This is a genomic window from Micromonospora sp. WMMD967 (genome assembly GCF_029626165.1).
Taxonomy (GTDB): Bacteria; Actinomycetota; Actinomycetes; order Mycobacteriales; family Micromonosporaceae; genus Micromonospora; species Micromonospora taraxaci.
The window spans coordinates 7,018,452-7,035,961 of record NZ_JARUBK010000001.1; the positions used below are offsets into that span (position 1 = coordinate 7,018,452).

General features: G+C 68.0%; 10 protein-coding genes and 2 rRNA genes. 5 read left to right on the forward strand and 7 right to left on the reverse strand.

What is annotated here, in order from left to right:
• Positions 1–71 precede the first annotated feature (71 nt).
• Positions 72–3,218: an isoleucine--tRNA ligase gene (gene ileS / locus O7631_RS31630; protein WP_278147583.1), complete on the reverse strand. Its 3,147-nt coding sequence runs from the start codon at positions 3,216–3,218 to the stop codon at positions 72–74.
• A 343-nt stretch (positions 3,219–3,561) separates the two neighbouring features.
• On the opposite strand from ileS, the gene O7631_RS31635 reads away from it, so the two are divergent.
• The 3 genes from O7631_RS31635 to sigJ all read left to right on the forward strand — a co-directional run bounded on the left by O7631_RS31635 (position 3,562) and on the right by sigJ (position 6,141).
• On the forward strand, positions 3,562–4,725 hold the full coding sequence (locus O7631_RS31635) for an acyltransferase (RefSeq protein ID WP_278147584.1): 1,164 nt from the start codon (positions 3,562–3,564) through the stop codon (positions 4,723–4,725).
• Between the two features lie 103 nt (positions 4,726–4,828).
• Positions 4,829–5,269, forward strand: a complete 441-nt coding sequence (locus O7631_RS31640; RefSeq protein WP_278147585.1) for a carboxymuconolactone decarboxylase family protein — start codon at positions 4,829–4,831, stop codon at positions 5,267–5,269.
• Positions 5,266–6,141: an RNA polymerase sigma factor SigJ gene (gene sigJ / locus O7631_RS31645; protein WP_278147586.1), complete on the forward strand. Its 876-nt coding sequence runs from the start codon at positions 5,266–5,268 to the stop codon at positions 6,139–6,141. Before O7631_RS31640 ends, sigJ begins: the two co-directional genes overlap by 4 nt.
• Before the next feature lie 9 nt (positions 6,142–6,150).
• On the opposite strand, the gene ndk is transcribed toward sigJ, so the two are convergent.
• The gene (gene ndk / locus O7631_RS31650; RefSeq protein ID WP_278147587.1) at positions 6,151–6,576 is read right to left on the reverse strand and encodes a nucleoside-diphosphate kinase; all 426 of its coding nucleotides are present in this window, start codon (positions 6,574–6,576) and stop codon (positions 6,151–6,153) included.
• A gap of 142 nt (positions 6,577–6,718) precedes the next feature.
• Here ndk and O7631_RS31655 point away from each other — a divergent pair, with 142 nt between their 5' ends.
• The gene (locus O7631_RS31655) at positions 6,719–8,200 is read left to right on the forward strand and encodes a VOC family protein (protein ID WP_278147588.1); all 1,482 of its coding nucleotides are present in this window, start codon (positions 6,719–6,721) and stop codon (positions 8,198–8,200) included.
• 35 nt (positions 8,201–8,235) lie between these two features.
• On the opposite strand, the gene O7631_RS31660 is transcribed toward O7631_RS31655, so the two are convergent.
• From O7631_RS31660 to O7631_RS31670, 3 genes are read right to left on the reverse strand one after another with little or no spacing between them, the layout of a single operon-like run.
• Positions 8,236–8,673, reverse strand: coding sequence for a DUF4233 domain-containing protein (locus tag O7631_RS31660; protein ID WP_278147589.1), 438 nt, complete (start codon positions 8,671–8,673; stop codon positions 8,236–8,238).
• Positions 8,670–10,004 (reverse strand): folylpolyglutamate synthase/dihydrofolate synthase family protein, encoded by a 1,335-nt coding sequence (locus tag O7631_RS31665; protein WP_278147590.1) that lies wholly within the window; start codon positions 10,002–10,004, stop codon positions 8,670–8,672. Before O7631_RS31665 ends, O7631_RS31660 begins: the two co-directional genes overlap by 4 nt.
• A complete protein-coding gene (locus O7631_RS31670) occupies positions 10,001–12,619 on the reverse strand; it encodes a valine--tRNA ligase (RefSeq protein ID WP_278147591.1) in 2,619 nt (872 codons plus the stop codon). Before O7631_RS31670 ends, O7631_RS31665 begins: the two co-directional genes overlap by 4 nt.
• A 69-nt stretch (positions 12,620–12,688) precedes the next feature.
• Here O7631_RS31670 and O7631_RS31675 point away from each other — a divergent pair, with 69 nt between their 5' ends.
• Positions 12,689–13,375 (forward strand): hypothetical protein, encoded by a 687-nt coding sequence (locus O7631_RS31675; protein WP_278147592.1) that lies wholly within the window; start codon positions 12,689–12,691, stop codon positions 13,373–13,375.
• A gap of 554 nt (positions 13,376–13,929) precedes the next feature.
• Here O7631_RS31675 and rrf read toward each other — a convergent pair.
• Both rrf and O7631_RS31685 read right to left on the reverse strand, forming a co-directional pair.
• Positions 13,930–14,046 (reverse strand): 5S ribosomal RNA (rrf, locus tag O7631_RS31680).
• Positions 14,047–14,131: 85 nt separating this feature from the next.
• Positions 14,132–17,240 (reverse strand): 23S ribosomal RNA (locus tag O7631_RS31685).
• Positions 17,241–17,510 lie beyond the last annotated feature (270 nt).

Here is a 17,510-nt window from a genome sequence, read left to right on the forward strand (position 1 = left end):
CAGGCGGTGTCACCGTAGCGGACGCCTCCACACCCCGCAGACGGAGGTAAGGAGGCGTCCGCGTCCGCGCGCTACGACCGGCGGACGGTGACCGTGATCTGCTCACCCTCGCCGACCTCACCGGCGAAGCCGTCGAGGCCCTCGGCGAAGTCCACCGAGTCGGCCAGCACCTCGCCGGAGACGAAGTCGACGTACGCCGACACGGCCGCGCGCACCTCGTCGGAGGCCGACACCGACACCACGATCCGGTCCGACACGTCCAGGTCGGCGTCCCGACGGGCCTGCTGCACCACCCGCACCACGTCGCGGGCCAATCCCTCGGCAGCCAACTCCGGCGTCACCTCGGTGTCCAGCACCACCACACCCTCACCGCCCGGCAGGGGGGCGGAATGCTCGGCGTCGGCGGCGACCAGCCGCAGCTCGTACTCGCCCTCGGCGAGGGTGACGCCGGCGGCCACCGGGGCGCCGTCGACCAGCTCCCAGTCGCCCGCCTTGACCGCCTTGATCACCTGCTGCACCTGCTTGCCGACCCGCGGGCCGAGCGCCCGGGGCACCACTGTCAGCACCTGCTCGCAGTACGCGGACAACTCCGCGCTGAACTCCACCGCCTTCACGTTGACCTCGTCGGCGACCAGGTCGGCGAACGGGCGCAGCTGGTCCGCCGCCGGCGAGGCCACTGTCAACGTCGACAGCGGCAGCCGCACCCGCAGCCCCTTGGCCTTGCGCAACGACAGCGCCGCCGACGCGACCGCCCGGACGTTGTCCATCGCCGCCACGAGATCGTGGTCGGCGGGGAACTCCTCCGCCGAAGGCCAGTCGGTCAGGTGCACCGACCGCTCGCCGGTCAGGCCGCGCCAGATCTCCTCCGCGGTCAGCGGCGCGAGCGGCGCCACCACCCGGCAGAGCGTCTCCAGCACCGTCCAGAGCGTGTCGAACGCGTTGACGTCACCGGACCAGAACCGGTCCCGGGAGCGGCGCACGTACCAGTTGGTGAGCGCGTCCAGGTAGGAGCGGACGGTGGCGCAGGCGCCGGAGATGTCGTACGCGTCCATCTGCGCGCTGACGGTCGACACCAGCTCGTTCGTCTTCGCCAGGATGTACCGGTCCAGCAGGTGCGTCGAGTCGGTCCGACGCCGCGCCTGGTGCCCGTCGGCGTTGGCGTAGAGCGTGAAGAAGTACCAGACGTTCCACAGCGGCAGCAGCACCTGCCGGACCGCGTCGCGGATGAGCGTCTCGGTCACCGCCATGTCGCCGCCGCGCAGCACCGGTGAGGACATCAGCATCCACCGCATCGCGTCCGACCCGTACGAGTCGAACACGTGGTAGACGTCCGGGTAGTTGCGCAGGCTCTTGGACATCTTGCGCCCGTCCGAGCCGAGCAGGATGCCGTGGCTGAGGCAGTTGCGGAACGCCGGCCGGTCGAACAGCGCGGTGGCCAGCACGTGCATCGTGTAGAACCAGCCACGGGTCTGCCCGATGTACTCGACGATGAAGTCACCCGGGTAGTGGTGCTCGAACCAGTCCGCGTTCTCGAACGGGTAGTGCACCTGGGCGAACGGCATCGACCCGGACTCGAACCAGCAGTCCAGCACCTCCGGCACCCGACGCATCATCGACTGACCGGTGGGGTCGTCCGGGTTGGGGCGGACCAACTCGTCCACCACCGGCCGGTGCAGGTCGGTCAGGCGTACGCCGAAGTCCTTCTCGATGTCGGCGAGCGAGCCGTAGACGTCCAGGCGCGGATAGTTCGGGTCGTCGGACTTCCACACCGGGATCGGGGAGCCCCAGAACCGGTTGCGGCTGATCGACCAGTCGCGGGCGTTGGCCAGCCACTTGCCGAACGAGCCGTCCTTGATGTGCCCCGGCGTCCAGTTGATCTCCTGGTTCAGCTCGACCATCCGGTCCCGGAACTGGGTCACCGCGACGAACCACGACGACACCGCCTTGTAGACCAGCGGGGTGTCGCAACGCCAGCAGTGCGGGTACGAGTGGGTGTAGGTGTCCTGCTTGAGCACCACCCCCCGGTCCTTCAGCTCCCGGATCACCGGCTTGTTGACGTCGAAGACCTGCTCACCCTGGTACGGCGGCACCAGCGCGGTGAACCGGGTGTGGTCGTCGACGGTGACGATGGTGGGGATGCCGGCGGCGTTGCAGACGTTCTGGTCGTCCTCGCCGAACGCCGGGGCCAGGTGCACGATCCCGGTGCCGTCCTCGGTGGTGACGAACTCCGCGCCGAGCACCTGGTAGGCGTTGTCGCCGGCCTGCTCGACGAGGAAGTCGAACAGCGGCGTGTAGCGGCGTCCGACCAGGTCCCGGCCGTACACCGTGCCGACCTGCTCGTACCCGTCCAGCTCCTTGGCGTACGCGGCCAGCCGCGCGGCACCGACCACGAAACGGTCCCCGTCGCGCTCCAGCACCGCGTACTCGATGTCGGGGCCCACGGCGAGCGCCAGGTTCGACGGCAGGGTCCACGGCGTGGTGGTCCAGACACCCAGCTTGACCGGCCCGCGCACCAGCTCCGGGGCGGACTCGTCGGCGGTCAGCCCGAACCACACCGACAGCGTCGGGTCGTGCCGGTCCCGGTAGACGTCGTCCATCCGGGTCTCGGTGTTCGACAGCGGCGTCTCGCACCGCCAGCAGTACGCCAGCACCCGGAAGCCCTCGTAGATCAGACCCTTGTCGTGCAGGGTCTTGAAGGCCCACATGACGCTTTCCATGTAGTCCAGGTCGAGGGTCTTGTAGTCGTTGGCGAAGTCGACCCAGCGGGCCTGGCGGTTGATGTACCGCTCCCAGTCCTGGGTGAACTCCAGCACCGAGGTGCGGCAGGCCTCGTTGAACCGGGCCACGCCCAGGTCGATGATCTCCGCCTTGCTGGTGATGCCGAGCTGCTTCTCCGCCACCACCTCGGCGGGCAGGCCGTGGCAGTCCCACCCGAAGCGCCGCTCGACGTGCCGCCCACGCATGGTCTGGTAGCGCGGCACCACGTCCTTGACGTACCCGGTGAAGAGGTGGCCGTAGTGCGGCAGGCCGTTGGCGAACGGCGGGCCGTCGTAGAAGACGTACTCGTTCTTGCCGTCGGTTCCGGCGGGACGGGCCTCGACGCTGGCTTCGAAGGTCTTGTCGGCCGTCCAGTGCTCCAGCACCCGGCGCTCGACCGCGGGCAGGTCCGGGCTCGCCGGGACACCGGCGGCGGTCGGGTCGTGCAACGGATAGGCCATCGGCTGTCGCTCTCCTCGCAGCTCACTCTTCGTGGGTCTGCGAGGACGAAACCTTCCGGGGTACGCCTCGAACGACGCTCCCCGGGTGGCCCGCGGTACCACCCCGCTTGGCGGTCAGGATCGACCGCCCGCTCATTACCGGCTGTGACGGGCCGCACCCGTCCGGTTCTACTGAGCCGGTAGCCCGGCCGTTCTTCCGGAGGCTCACCGGTGATGGCCGGGTCAACGCCTTACGGCTGTCCACGATACAAGACCCATCGGCCGGCCCGCCGCCGAGTAATCCCCTCACCAACCCGGGATCCGCTGGCTTGACCCGAATGGCGCGCTCGCGCAAACTTCGCCGGTGCGTTCGCTTCGGTACGACGAATTCCAAGCCATGCGTCGATTCCCCGCCCTGGACGGGCTGCGGGCGCTGGCCGCTGTCATGGTCATCGCCTTCCATTACGGCGGCCCGTCCTGGAAGTGGCTGACCGGCTGGATCGGCGTACACCTGTTCTTCGTGCTCTCCGGCTTTCTGATCACGACGTTGCTGCTGCGCGAGGAGCACCGTTACGGCCGGGTCTCGCTGCGCGCCTTCTATCTGCGGCGGTTCTTCCGGATTCTGCCGGTCTACTTCCTGGTGCTGTTCCTGTACTGGGGGCTGGCCCGGATCAACGGCACCGCCGGGTCGATCGAGCGCGGCATGAAGTACTACCTGCTGTTCCTCAACGAGCTGCTGGAGCCGAACGCACCGTTCCTGCACTCCTGGACGATCGGCATCGAGCAGAAGTTCTACCTGTTCTGGCCGGCCATCGCCTTCGTGGCGGTCGCGGGCCTGTTCCGTCGCCGCCTGCTGGTGACGCTCTGCCTCCTGGTGCTCTTCATTGCGATGATTCCGCCGGACATCGCCTGGCTGAGCTGGCCGATCCACTACGTGGCGATCCTGCTCGGCTGCCTGACCGCGATCGTCATGCACAACCCCCGGGGCTTCGCCCTGGTCCGGCCACTGACCCATCCGGTGGTCGCCACCGTCGTCATCCTGGCGTTCGTCGTGGTCCAGGTGGGCGTGCAGTTCTGGCCCACCCGCTTCGGCCAGGAGGCGCTGATCGGCAGCTACGCCGCCGCGACGGCGGTACTGCTACCGGCCCTGCTCTCCCGCAGCCCGCTCGCCCGCGGGCTCGGGGTGCGGCCACTGGTCTTCGTCGGCGAACGCTCGTACTCGCTGTATCTCGTCCAGGCCATCGCGGCGCGGGCGGCGGCCGGGCTGGTGCCCGCGATCCCGGGCAAGAGCACCGCGTTCTTCCTGGCGGTGACTGTGGTGGGGCTGGTCATCGCGGACGTGTTCTACCGCTGGGTCGAGCTGCCCATGATCGAGGTGGGCCGCCGGCTGGCCGCCCGGGTGAGCCGGCCCGGCCCGCGCGACGGCGGCGAAACGACGCCGGCCCCGGCGCAGGCGCCCGTCGAGAACGTCCAGATCCCCCGTCCCCGCGAGGTGCTGCCCGACACCGTGCCGGCCGCCCGCGGCTGACCCTCCCTCGCTCCGCCCGGCATGAGCGGGGTCACACCCGCGACTGTCACGGCGCGCCCCGGCCGAACGTCGTGACGGTGTCGGACCGATCAGGGAGGTAGCTATGCAGCGGATGAACGCGGCCGAGGTCGCGCCACAGGGGTACCAGGCCGTCCTGGGGCTGGAGAAGTACGTCCGGGCGAACGTCGACCACACCGTGCTGGAGCTGGTCAAGCTGCGGGCGTCGATGATCAACGGCTGTGCGTTCTGTGTCGACATGCACAGCCGGGACGCGCTCGGCGCCGGCGAGTCGAGCCGACGGCTCTTCGCGGTGGCCGCCTGGCGGGAGGCGCCGTTCTTCGACGAGCGGGAGCGGGCCGCATTGGCACTCACCGACGCGGTCACCAAGCTCGGTGAGCACGGCGTGCCGGACGACGTGTGGGACTCCGCCGCGAAGGTCTGGTCGGAGAAGGAACTCGCCGACCTGATCCTGGCCATTGCCACAATCAACGTGTGGAACCGAATCGCCGTGACGACGCGCTCGGAGCCTCCGGCGCAGGTGTGACGACCGAAGCGGGGCAGGCGGCCGGTGCGCTCCAGGCGCACCGGCCGATGCTGCTCGGGCTCGCTTACCGCCTCCTCGGCAGCCGTCACGACGCCGAGGACGTGCTCCAGGAGGCGTACCTGCGCTGGTTGGGCGTGGACCGCTCGACGGTGGCCGAGCCACGCCGCTACCTGTCCCGGGTCGTCACCCGGCTGGCCCTGGACCGACTGCGGGCGCGGCAGGCGAGCCGCGAGACGTACGTCGGGCCGTGGCTGCCCGAGCCGGTACCGACCGAGCCCTCGCCGTTCGGGCCGCTGGACCGCGCCGAGCTGCGCGACTCGCTCTCCACCGCGCTGCTGCACGTCCTGGAACGGCTCACCCCGCCGGAGCGTGCCGTGTACGTCCTGCACACCGCCTTCGACCTGCCGTACGCGGAGATCGCCGAGATCCTGGGCCGGACCCCGGAGGACTGCCGGCAGCTGCACCACCGGGCGGCTTCCCGGGTACGCCAGGAGCAACGACGGTTCACCGCCAGCCGCTCGGAGCGGGAGCGCCTGTTGGACGCGTTCCTCGCCGCCGCCCGCGACGGTGACCTGGCGACGTTGACCAGCCTGGTCGCCGCGGACGCCACCGCGTGGAACGACGGCGGCGGCCGGGCGCGGGCCGCCCGCAACCCGGTCAACGGGGCGGAGCGGATCGCCCGCTTCTTCGCCGGGATCTACGGCCCCGCCCGGGAATGGTCGTTTCGCCGGCTGGAGCTGAATGGCGAACCCGCCGCCCTGCTCACCCGCGCCGACGGCAGCCGTTACGCGCTGACCGTCGCCGCGGCCGACGGCCGGATCACCGGCATCTACGTGGTGGGCAACCCGGCGAAGCTGCCGCCGACCGGCTGACGGTGAGCGTCAGCCCAGCTCGGGGAACCAGAGGGCGATCTCGCGCTTGGCGCTGTCCGTCGAGTCGGAGGCGTGCACCAGGTTCTCCCGGTTCGACAGCGACAGGTCGCCCCGGATGGTGCCGGCGGCGGCCTTCCGGCCGTCGGTCGCGCCGACCAGCCCGCGGACCACGTCGATGACCTGGTCGCCGGAGAGCACCAGGGCGACCAGCGGGCCGCCGGTCATGAAGTCCTTCAACGGCGGGTAGAACGCCTTGTCCACGTGCTCGGCGTAGTGGTCGTCGGCGAGCGCCGCGTCCATCGTCCGGTGCGCCATCGCGTCGATCCGCAGCCCCTTGCGCTCGAAGCGGGAGAGGACCTCGCCGACCAGGCCGCGGCGTACCGCGTCGGGCTTGATCAGAACGAGGCTGCGCTCATCCGGGCTGTTGCTGGACACGCTGGGTTCCTCCTGTACGCGTTGAACGCTCGAGATCGGTACGGTCAGCCTAGCGACCCGGTCCCGGCGCCGGCGCGGCGGCCGGTCTTTCCCCCGGTGGCCGATCCGGCCTAGCCTGGCCCTGACCCCCGGGAGGTCCACTGTGGCGAATGGCGGGAACCGGCCCATCGCGCCGGTACGCAAACTGATCGGCACGGTGCTGGGCACCGTGGCCACCTTCGTCGTCCTCTTCGGGCTGGGCATGACCAGCTGGGCCATCGTGGCTCTCGGGGTCGCCCTGCTGGTGCTGGCCATCGCCCTGGCGACCGTGCGCGGCGGCGGGCGCACCTGGGTGGTCGGCGTCGGGCACGTGCACAGCGCCTCCGAACCACCCACCCAGTACGCGTTCGGCCGCTGCGAACTCCAACTGGTCATCGACGCGCCCGGCCTGCCACCGCGATCCAAGAAGATCATCGAACCTCGGGTGCCGGTCTCCAAGTGGCCGTCGCTGGGCCAGACCCTGCCGATCCGGGTCGCGTTGGACGACCAGCGGCACGTCAAGGTCCTCTGGGACGAGGTGCCGACCCACGCCGAGACCGCCGCCGCCGTCGCCGACCTCCCGCCGGAGTTCGCCGACGTCGACGCGGTGGACGAGGTGTTGATCCAGCAGGACGCCCCGCCGTGGGCCGACCGCGCGCCGGACGACGACTTCCGGGACGACTTCCGCGACCCGCACGGAGATCCCTTCCGCGATCCGCACGGCGACCCTTTCCGTGATCCGCACGGCGACCCGGTACGCGCCGATCCCCTGCGCGCCGATCCCCTGCGGGACGACCCGGCCGTCGCATCCGAGGAGCGCGAGCCGGTGGTCGTGCACCAGACCCCGGGCGGCCCGGTGTTGGAGGGTGTCCTCGTCGAACCCCAGGCCAGCGGTCTGCCCCGGAGGGCCACCCCGGCACCACGCACCGCCCCCGAGGAGCGCTTCGACGAGCCCGACGCCGACCGTTACGGCCCCCCGCGGGACAACCTCTCGTCCCCGGATCCCGGGGACCCGCCGCCCGCGCAGCGCACCGACCCACTCGGTGCCCAGCACGCCGATCCGCCGCCGGCGCAGCGGTCCGGTACGGGCACCACCGACCCGTTGGATCCACTCGATCTGCCGCTGGACGACCCCTCCACAGCTCGGGCGGGCCGCGAGACCGTGAGCGACGAGGACCTCGACCGGGCGATCTTCGGGTTCGACACGGCGTCGGCCACGGATCCGACCGCGCCGATCAGCGGGGTCGGGCTCACCCTGCTGGTGACCGACCTGTCCCGGTCGCTCGGCTTCTACCGCGACATGCTCGGCTTCAGTGAGGTCGACCAGGGCGCCCACAACGCCGTACTCGCCTCCGGCACGACCCGGCTCGTCCTCCGCGAGGTGACCGGGGCGGCGCCGATCAGCCGCCGGCTGGTACACGTCAACCTCGAGGTGAACGACATCGAAGCGGCGTACGAGCGCCTCCGTGAGTCGGGCGTCCGCTTCACCTACGCGCCCCGGGTGGTCAACCGGGGCACCAAGCTGGAGGTGTGGGCGGCGGCGTTCCGTGACCCCGACGGCCACGGCATCGCCCTCACCCAGTGGCGCGAACGCGCCGACGCCTGACCCGCCCGCGCTCGCCTCGGCTGACGCGGCCCGCGTCAGCCGAGGATGACCCGACGAACGTGCAGCGCGTACGCCCAGACCAGGGCGAAGATGATGCCCAGCCCGAACAGCGACCAGTGCAGCAGACCTCCCAGGATCAGCAGGCCCTGGAGCACGGTGCCGGCGTTCCAGGCCCACGGACGCCGCATCATGCCGGCGAGCACGACGGCGGCCACCGCCAGTGCCACCACCACACCGATCGCGGCGCCGCTCAGGTCACCGCCGACCACTCGTACCGGCTGGATCGCCAGCAACAGCACCAGCGCCTCCAGGGCGAGGGTCCCCGCGCCCAGCCCACGTACCGCCGCCTCCGGGTTGCGCAACCCGGAGCGGCGCGGCTGCCCCGCGACGGGCTCCTCCACCGGCTGGTCAGCCGGCACGCCCGCCCCGGCCGGGTCGTCGGTGGCGTGCGGGTCCCGCTCCGGACCGCTCATCGCTTCAGCAACCGGCGGGCGTCCGCGACAGTGACCACCGACCCGGTGACGAGGACCCCGACGCCGCTGAGCTCACCGGGGACGTCCTCCTCGGCCAATGCCACCGCGAGCTCGATCGCGTCCGGTATCTCCTCGGCCGACTCCACCCGCTCCTCGCCGAACACCTCGGCGGCCAGCGCGGCGAGTTCCGCCACCGGCATCGCCCGTGGCGAGCTGTTGCGGGTGACCACCACCAGGTCGGCCACCGGCTCCAGCAGCTCGAGCAGGGCCTCCGCGTCCTTGTCGGCGAGGACGCCGACCACCGCCACCAGTTTGCTGAACGCGAACTCCTCCTGCAGGGCGTTGACGGTCGCGGCCATGCCGTGCGGGTTGTGCGCGCCGTCCAGCAGGACGGTCGGGGCGCTACGAACCCGCTCCAGCCGCCCCGGGGAACTGGCCGAGGCGAAGCCCTCCCGGACGGCCTCGATGTCGAGCTGCCGGCGAGCCCCGGCGCCCAGGAACGCCTCCACCGCCGCGAGCGCCACCGCGGCGTTCTGTGCCTGGTGGGCGCCGTGCAGCGGAACGAACACGTCGTCGTACACACCGCCGAGGCCCTGGATGCTGAGCACCTGGCCGCCGACCGCGACCGCGCGACTCAGGACGCCGAACTCGGCGCCTTCCCGAGCGATGGTGGCCCCGACCTCGGCACAACGATCCAGAAGTGGACGCGCCGCCTCCTCCTCCTGGGCGGCCGCGATCACGGTGGCGCCCGGGTGGATGATGCCGGCCTTGGCCAGCGCGATGTCCTGGATCGTGTCGCCGAGCCACTCCGTGTGGTCCAGCCCGATCGGGGTGATCACGCAGACGCCCGCCTGGATCACGTTGGTGGCGTCCTCGGCGCCGCCGAGCCCCACCTCGACCACAGCGATGTCGACAGGCGCGTCGGCGAACGTGGCGAACGCCAGCGCCGTGGTCATGTCGAAGTACGTCAGCGGCTCGTCCGACCGCGCGTCGACCAACTCGGCCAGCGGCTTGATCTCCTGGTATACCGACGCGAACCGGTCCTCGCTGACCGGCTCCCCGTCCAGGCTGATCCGCTCCCGCACGGTCTCCAGGTGCGGGCTGGTGTAGCGGCCGGTGTGCAGCCCGAACGCCCGCAGCAGCGAGTCGATCATCCGCGCGGTGGAGGTCTTGCCGTTGGTGCCGGTCAGGTGGATCGCCGGGTACGCCCGCTGTGGGCTGCCGAGCAGGTCCAGCAGCGACTCGATCCGGTCCAGCTCGAAGACCATGCGGGTGAAACCACGGGCGTTCAGCTCCGCCTCGACGGCGGCGAAATCGGTACGGTCGGTCACGAGGACAGTGTCTCCAGAGCAGCGTCGATCCGGACCAGGTCGGCCTCGGCGGTGGCGAGCCGGTCGCGGATCTTCGCGACCACCGGCTCGGGGGCCTTACCGATGAAGGCGGGGTTGTCGAGCTTCGCCCGCGCCTGCGCCGCCTCCTTCTCGGCCGCCGCGCGGTCCTTGGTCAGCCGGGCCCGCTCGGCGGCCACGTCGATCGACCCCCGGGTGTCCAACGCGACACCTACCGCGCCGGGCATGGCCAGCGTGGCGCTGGCCTGGAAGTCGTCACCGGCCGGGTCCAGCCGGACCAGCGAACGGATCAGCGGCTCGTGGGCGGCGATGCCCGCACCGGCCAGCCCGTCGAGTCGGGCTGCCACCCGCTGCGTCGGACGCAGCCCCTGGTCGGAGCGGAACCGGCGGATTTCGGTGACCACCCGCTGCACGCTCACCAGCTCGGCCTCGGCGGCATCGTCGATGAGCGCTCGGTCGGCCACCGGCCAGGAGGCGGCCTGCACCGTCTCGCCGCCGGTCAGCGCGAGCCACAGCTCCTCGGTGACGAACGGGATGACCGGATGCAGCAGCCGCAGCAGCTGGTCGAGCACGTGCCCGAGCACCCGGCGGCTGACGTCCGCCCGCTCGCCGCCCTCGGCGAGCACCGGCTTGCTCAGCTCCACGTACCAGTCGCAGACGTCGTCCCAGGCGAAGTGGTAGAGCAGGTCGCACACCTTCGCGAACTCGTACGCCTCGAACTGTTCGTCGACCTCGGCGGTGACGTGCGCCAGCCGGGACAGGATCCACCGGTCGACGGTGGAGAGCTGCTCGACGGGCGGCAGGTCACCGGTGGTGTGCGCGCCGTTCATCAGCGCGAACCGGGTGGCGTTCCAGAGCTTGTTGCAGAAGTTACGGGAGCCCTGGCACCACTCCTCGCTGACCGGGACGTCCTGGCCGGGGTTCGCGCCCCGCGCCAGGGTGAACCTGGTGGCGTCGGCACCGTAGCGGTCGATCCAGTCCAGCGGGTCGACCACGTTGCCGAACGACTTCGACATCTTCTTGCCGAACTGGTCGCGGACCATCCCGTGCAGCGCGACCACGTCGAAGGGCGGCCGGCCGTCCATCGCGTAGAGGCCGAACATCATCATCCGGGCGACCCAGAAGAACAGGATGTCGTACCCGGTGACCAGCACACTGGTCGGGTAGAACTTCGCCAGGTCCGGGGTCTGCTCGGGCCAGCCCAGGGTGGAGAACGGCCACAGGCCGCTGGAGAACCAGGTGTCCAGGACGTCCTCGTCCTGGTGCCAGCCCTCGCCGGTCGGCGGCGCCTCGTCCGGGCCGACGCAGACGATCTCACCCGCCGGGCCGTACCAGACCGGGATGCGGTGCCCCCACCAGAGCTGGCGGGAGATGCACCAGTCGTGCATGTTGTCGACCCAGGCGAAGTAACGCTTGGCCAACTCGGCCGGCTCGATACGGACCCGACCGTCGCGCACCGCGTCACCGGCGGCCTGCGCCAGCGGGGCGGTGTTGACGAACCACTGCAACGACAGCCGCGGCTCCACGGTCGTCTTGCAGCGCGAACAGTGACCCACCGCGTGCACGTACGGCCGCTTCTCGGCGACGATCAGACCCTGCTCACGCAACGCCGCGACGATCGCAGGCCGCGCCTCGAAGCGGTCCAGCCCCTCGAACGGGCCGGGAACGGTGATGACGCCGCGCTCGTCCATGACGGTCAGCGAGGGCAGGTCGTGCCGCTGCCCGATCTCGAAGTCGTTCGGGTCGTGCGCGGGCGTCACCTTGACCATGCCGGTGCCGAAGGACGGGTCGACGTGCGCGTCGGCGACGATCGGGATCCGTCGGCCGGTGAGCGGAAGCTCGACCTCGGTGCCGATCAGGTGCTGGTAGCGCTCGTCGTCGGGGTGCACCGCCACGGCGGTGTCCCCGAGCATCGTCTCGGCCCGGGTGGTGGCCACCACGACCTCGTCGCTGTAGCGGATCGAGATCAGCTCGCCGTCGTCGTCGGTGTGCTCGACCTCGATGTCCGAAAGCGCGGTCAGGCAGCGTGGGCACCAGTTGATGATCCGGTTGGCCCGGTAGATGAGGCCGTCGTCGAAGAGCTTCTTGAAGATCGTCTGGACGGCACGGCTCAGGCCGGCGTCCATGGTGAAGCGCTCCCGGTCCCAGTCGACGGAGTCTCCCAGGCGGCGCATCTGGCCGAGGATCTTGCCGCCGGACTCGGCCTTCCACTGCCAGACCCGCTCGACGAACTTTTCCCGGCCGAGGTCGTGCCGGGACAACCCCTCGGCGGCGAGCTGACGCTCGACCAGGTTCTGGGTGGCGATGCCGGCGTGGTCCATGCCGGGCAGCCACAGCGCCTCGAAGCCCTGCATCCGCTTACGCCGGGTCAACGCGTCCATGAGGGTGTGCTCGAACGCGTGGCCCATGTGCAGCGAGCCGGTGACGTTCGGCGGCGGAATGACGATGGTGAAGGGGGGCTTGTCGCTGTCGGCGGAGGCCCGGAAGTGCCCGCCGGCTACCCACTGCTCGTACCGTCGCTGCTCTACCTCACCCGGCTGGTACTGGCCGGCAAGGGTCGGGGCGTCGGGGCGGTGGGCATCCAGTCTCTCGGTCACCTGACAAGTCTACGGAGGGCTTCTCCGGACCTGACGTGCGCCACCTCTCGTTCGCGTACGGTGTCGGCTATGTCCGACGCACATCTCACCGACCGCTCGCTCGACGGCAGTCACGAGCCGGTCGAGCTGAGCGAGGAGCCGATCCAGCTCAGCACCCGGGACTCCGGGGGCGACCCCGACGAGCGGTCCGGCGGCTGGTCCCGGCGCCGCAAGATCGGCTGGGCGATCGCGCTGGTGGTCGGCCTCGCGGGCGCCGGTGTGCTGGGCGTCGGCGGGTGGCGGGTGGCGCAGCAGAAGGACACCCAACTGACCTCACCCGATCGGGTGGCGGGTCTGACCCGCGACGACAGCGAGCGAGCCAAGAGCACCGCCGACTACCTGCGCAGTGGCCTGGCCGCGAACATCGAGCTGGACCGCAGTTTCGGCACCGTCTACCGCGACCCGGCCGACGACAAGCGCTCGGTGCTCATCTTCGGGGGCACCACACTGCTGTGGCAGCCGGAGCGAGACCTCGACAGCCTCTTCCGCCTCATGTCGGACGAGACCGGCTCGGTGGACGGCCTGCGCGAGTCACCCGCCGGCGATCTCGGTGGCGTGATGAAGTGCGGCAGCACCAGTGGCGAGGGTGGCGACTTCGCGGTGTGCGGTTGGGCGGACCACGGCAGCGTCGTGATGGCCATGTTCCCGGGTCGGTCGGTCAGCGACGCCGGCGGCCTGATGCGCAACCTCCGCAGCGAGATGCAGACCCGGGGCTGATCCGAGCCCCAGTGCCCGTCAGGTCACCGCCCTGACCCGGGCGCTTCCTGGCACCCTGCGGTGGCATCGGCACCGTACGCGCCTCCTGCACGCGGATCTCGGCGCGGAACCGGCGCGCGGCGGGATGCCACATCTCCTCGAACGGGCCCATGACCTCACCACCGATGCCACGACGGCGTACCCGCACTCCCAGCCACGTGAGGACCCCCAGGATCGCCGCCACGCAGGCTGCGACCACCAGAGCGATCAGAACGTCGTCCACGCGTCCAACCTAGCGGCGCCGAGCCTCACACGCGGTGGCCAAACCTCACGCCCGGTGGCCAAACCTCACGCCCGGTGGCCGAGCCTCGCGCGCGGTGGCCGAGCTCGCGTCGCGGTGATCGACTTCGTTTCGCCGATACGGCGGTATCCACCGCGGGAGATACCGCCATACCGGCGACCTGGAGTGGATCACGTCGAGGGTACGCCCCCGGCGGGGTGTCGACCGCCTGCACAAGGGTGCGGGAACGCAGAAAAGGCCACCCCCGAACGGGGGTGGCCTTTTCTGGAAGATTGTCCGGCGGCGTCCTACTCTCCCACACCCTCACGAGTGCAGTACCATCGGCGCTGGAGGGCTTAGCTTCCGGGTTCGGAATGTAACCGGGCGTTTCCCCTCCGCCATGACCGCCGTAACTCTATGAACATATCAAACAACCCCGGCACACACACGTGGGTGTTCGCTTGTTCAGAGTTGCACAGTGGACGCGTAGCAGCTTAGTAGTCAAGTCCTCGGCCTATTAGTACCGGTCAACTGAACCCGTTACCGGGCTTACATTTCCGGCCTATCAACCCAGTCGTCTAGCTGGGGGCCTTACCCCACCAAAGTGGGTGGGATACCTCATCTTGAAGCAGGCTTCCCGCTTAGATGCTTTCAGCGGTTATCCCTTCCGAACGTAGCTAACCAGCCGTGCCCTTGGCAGGACAACTGGCACACCAGAGGTTCGTCCGTCCCGGTCCTCTCGTACTAGGGACAGCCCTTCTCAAGTATCCTACGCGCACGGCGGATAGGGACCGAACTGTCTCACGACGTTCTAAACCCAGCTCGCGTACCGCTTTAATGGGCGAACAGCCCAACCCTTGGGACCTGCTACAGCCCCAGGATGCGACGAGCCGACATCGAGGTGCCAAACCATCCCGTCGATATGGACTCTTGGGGAAGATCAGCCTGTTATCCCCGGGGTACCTTTTATCCGTTGAGCGACACCGCTTCCACTCGCAAGTGCCGGATCACTAGTCCCGACTTTCGTCCCTGCTCGACCTGTCAGTCTCACAGTCAAGCTCCCTTGTGTACTTGCACTCAACACCTGATTGCCAACCAGGCTGAGGGAACCTTTGGGCGCCTCCGTTACCTTTTAGGAGGCAACCGCCCCAGTTAAACTACCCACCAGACACTGTCCCTGAACCGGATAACGGTCCGAAGTTAGATACCCAAATCAACCAGAGTGGTATTTCAAGATTGCCTCCACCCATACTGGCGTATGGACTTCACCGGCTCCCACCTATCCTACACAAGCTAATTCGAGTACCAATGTCAAGCTATAGTAAAGGTCCCGGGGTCTTTCCGTCCTGCCGCGCGTAACGAGCATCTTTACTCGTACTGCAATTTCGCCGGGCCTGTGGTTGAGACAGTGGGGAAGTCGTTACGCCATTCGTGCAGGTCGGAACTTACCCGACAAGGAATTTCGCTACCTTAGGATGGTTATAGTTACCACCGCCGTTTACTGGCGCTTAAGTTCTCCGCTTCGCCCCGAAGAGCTAACAGGTCCCCTTAACGTTCCAGCACCGGGCAGGCGTCAGTCCATATACATCGAATTACTTCTTCGCATGGACCTGTGTTTTTAGTAAACAGTCGCTTCCCCCTGCTCTCTGCGGCCATACAACGCTCCACCCGCGCGGGGCTTCACGTCTCCGGCCCCCCTTCTCCCTAAGTTACGGGGGCAATTTGCCGAGTTCCTTAACCACAGTTCGCCCGATCGCCTCGGTATTCTCTACCTGACCACCTGTGTCGGTTTGGGGTACGGGCCGCTAAGAACTCGCTAGAGGCTTTTCTCGGCAGCATAGGATCACTGACTTCACCTGAATCGGCTCGGCATCACGTCTCAGCCTTCATGCGGTGCGGATTTGCCTACACCACGGCCTACACGCTTACCCCGGCACAACCACCGGCCGGGCTCAGCTACCTTCCTGCGTCACCCCATCGCTTGACTACTACCCGCCAGGTTCCCACGCTCCCCAACATCAACCCGAAGGTCTCCGTCAGTTTGGGTGGTTAGCACAACGAGGTTCGTCAGGGTCGCTCTTTCGCGGGTACGGGAATATCAACCCGTTGTCCATCGACTACGCCTCTCGGCCTCGCCTTAGGTCCCGACTCACCCAGGGCGGATTAGCCTGGCCCTGGAACCCTTGGTCATCCGGCGGAAGGGTTTCTCACCCTTCTTTCGCTACTCATGCCTGCATTCTCACTCGTGCCGCGTCCACAACTGGGTCACCCCGCTGCTTCACTCGCGGCACGACGCTCCCCTACCCATCCACACACCTGCACGCACCATCAAGGGCACGCGTGGTTAAAATGTGAATGCCACAGCTTCGGCGGTGTGCTTGAGCCCCGCTACATTGTCGGCGCGGAACCACTTGACCAGTGAGCTATTACGCACTCTTTAAAGGGTGGCTGCTTCTAAGCCAACCTCCTGGTTGTCTATGCGACCCCACATCCTTTTCCACTTAGCACACGCTTAGGGGCCTTAGCTGGTGATCTGGGCTGTTTCCCTCTCGACTACGAAGCTTATCCCCCGCAGTCTCACTGCCGCGCTCTCACTTACCGGCATTCGGAGTTTGGCTGATTTCGGTAAGCTTGTGGGCCCCCTAGACCATCCAGTGCTCTACCTCCGGCAAGAAACACGCGACGCTGCACCTAAATGCATTTCGGGGAGAACCAGCTATCACGGAGTTTGATTGGCCTTTCACCCCTAACCACAGGTCATCCCCCAATTTTTCAACATTGGTGGGTTCGGCCCTCCACGCGGTCTTACCCGCGCTTCAGCCTGCCCATGGCTAGATCACTCCGCTTCGGGTCTAGGACACGCGACTGAATCGCCCTATTCAGACTCGCTTTCGCTACGGCTCCCCCACACGGGTTAACCTCGCCACATGCCACTAACTCGCAGGCTCATTCTTCAAAAGGCACGCCGTCACCCCGCAAGGCTCCGACGGATTGTAGGCGAACGGTTTCAGGTACTATTTCACTCCCCTCCCGGGGTACTTTTCACCATTCCCTCACGGTACTCGTCCGCTATCGGTCACCAGGAAGTATTTAGGCTTACCAGGTGGTCCTGGCAGATTCACGGCAGATTTCAGGGGTCCGCCGCTACTCGGGAACACCCACAGAAGGTCAGCAACTTTCACCTACCGGACTTTCACCGTCTACGGTCAGCCATTCCAGACTGTTCGACTAGCCACCAACTTTGTAACTCCTCGAACAAGTGTCAGCTTGTTCAGCAGGGTCCCACAACCCCGACCACGCAACCCCTGACAGGTATCACACGCAGCCGGTTTAGCCTCAATCCGCTTTCGCTCGCCACTACTCACGGAATCACTATTTGTTTTCTCTTCCTACGGGTACTGAGATGTTTCACTTCCCCGCGTTCCCTCCACACACCCTATGTGTTCAGGTGTGGGTGACACCACATGACTGGTGCCAGGTTTCCCCATTCGGACACCCTGGGATCACAGCTTGGTTGACAGCTCCCCCAGGCCTATCGCGGCCTCCCACGTCCTTCATCGGCTCCTGGTGCCAAGGCATTCACCGTTCGCCCTTGACAACTTGACCACAAAGATGCTCGCGTCCACTGTGCAATTCTCAACAAACGACCAACCCACAACCCCAACAGCCCCACACCAAACCCAACACCAACGGTTAGCGGTATGTGAGGCCAGGCCATGCCTGGCAGACTCCCAGCCCCCACCACGGAGGGCCAGCGACGTCTCTGAAACAACAACACGATGGTTGTTCTTTCAGGACCCAACAGGGTGCTTACATTCTCCCTCAGCCGCACCAGAAGCATCCGTTCCCACCACCCGAGGGTGGCTGTACTAGGCG

What these genes read in the sequence shown, in the direction of transcription:
- ileS (WP_278147583.1), bottom strand. Translation starts at nt 3,218, where the DNA reads ATGGCCTATCCGTTGCACGACCCGACCGCCGCCGGTGTCCCGGCGAGC.
- O7631_RS31640 (WP_278147585.1), top strand. Translation starts at nt 4,829, where the DNA reads ATGCAGCGGATGAACGCGGCCGAGGTCGCGCCACAGGGGTACCAGGCC.
- O7631_RS31660 (WP_278147589.1), bottom strand. Translation starts at nt 8,673, where the DNA reads ATGAGCGGTCCGGAGCGGGACCCGCACGCCACCGACGACCCGGCCGGG.
- O7631_RS31675 (WP_278147592.1), top strand. Translation starts at nt 12,689, where the DNA reads ATGTCCGACGCACATCTCACCGACCGCTCGCTCGACGGCAGTCACGAG.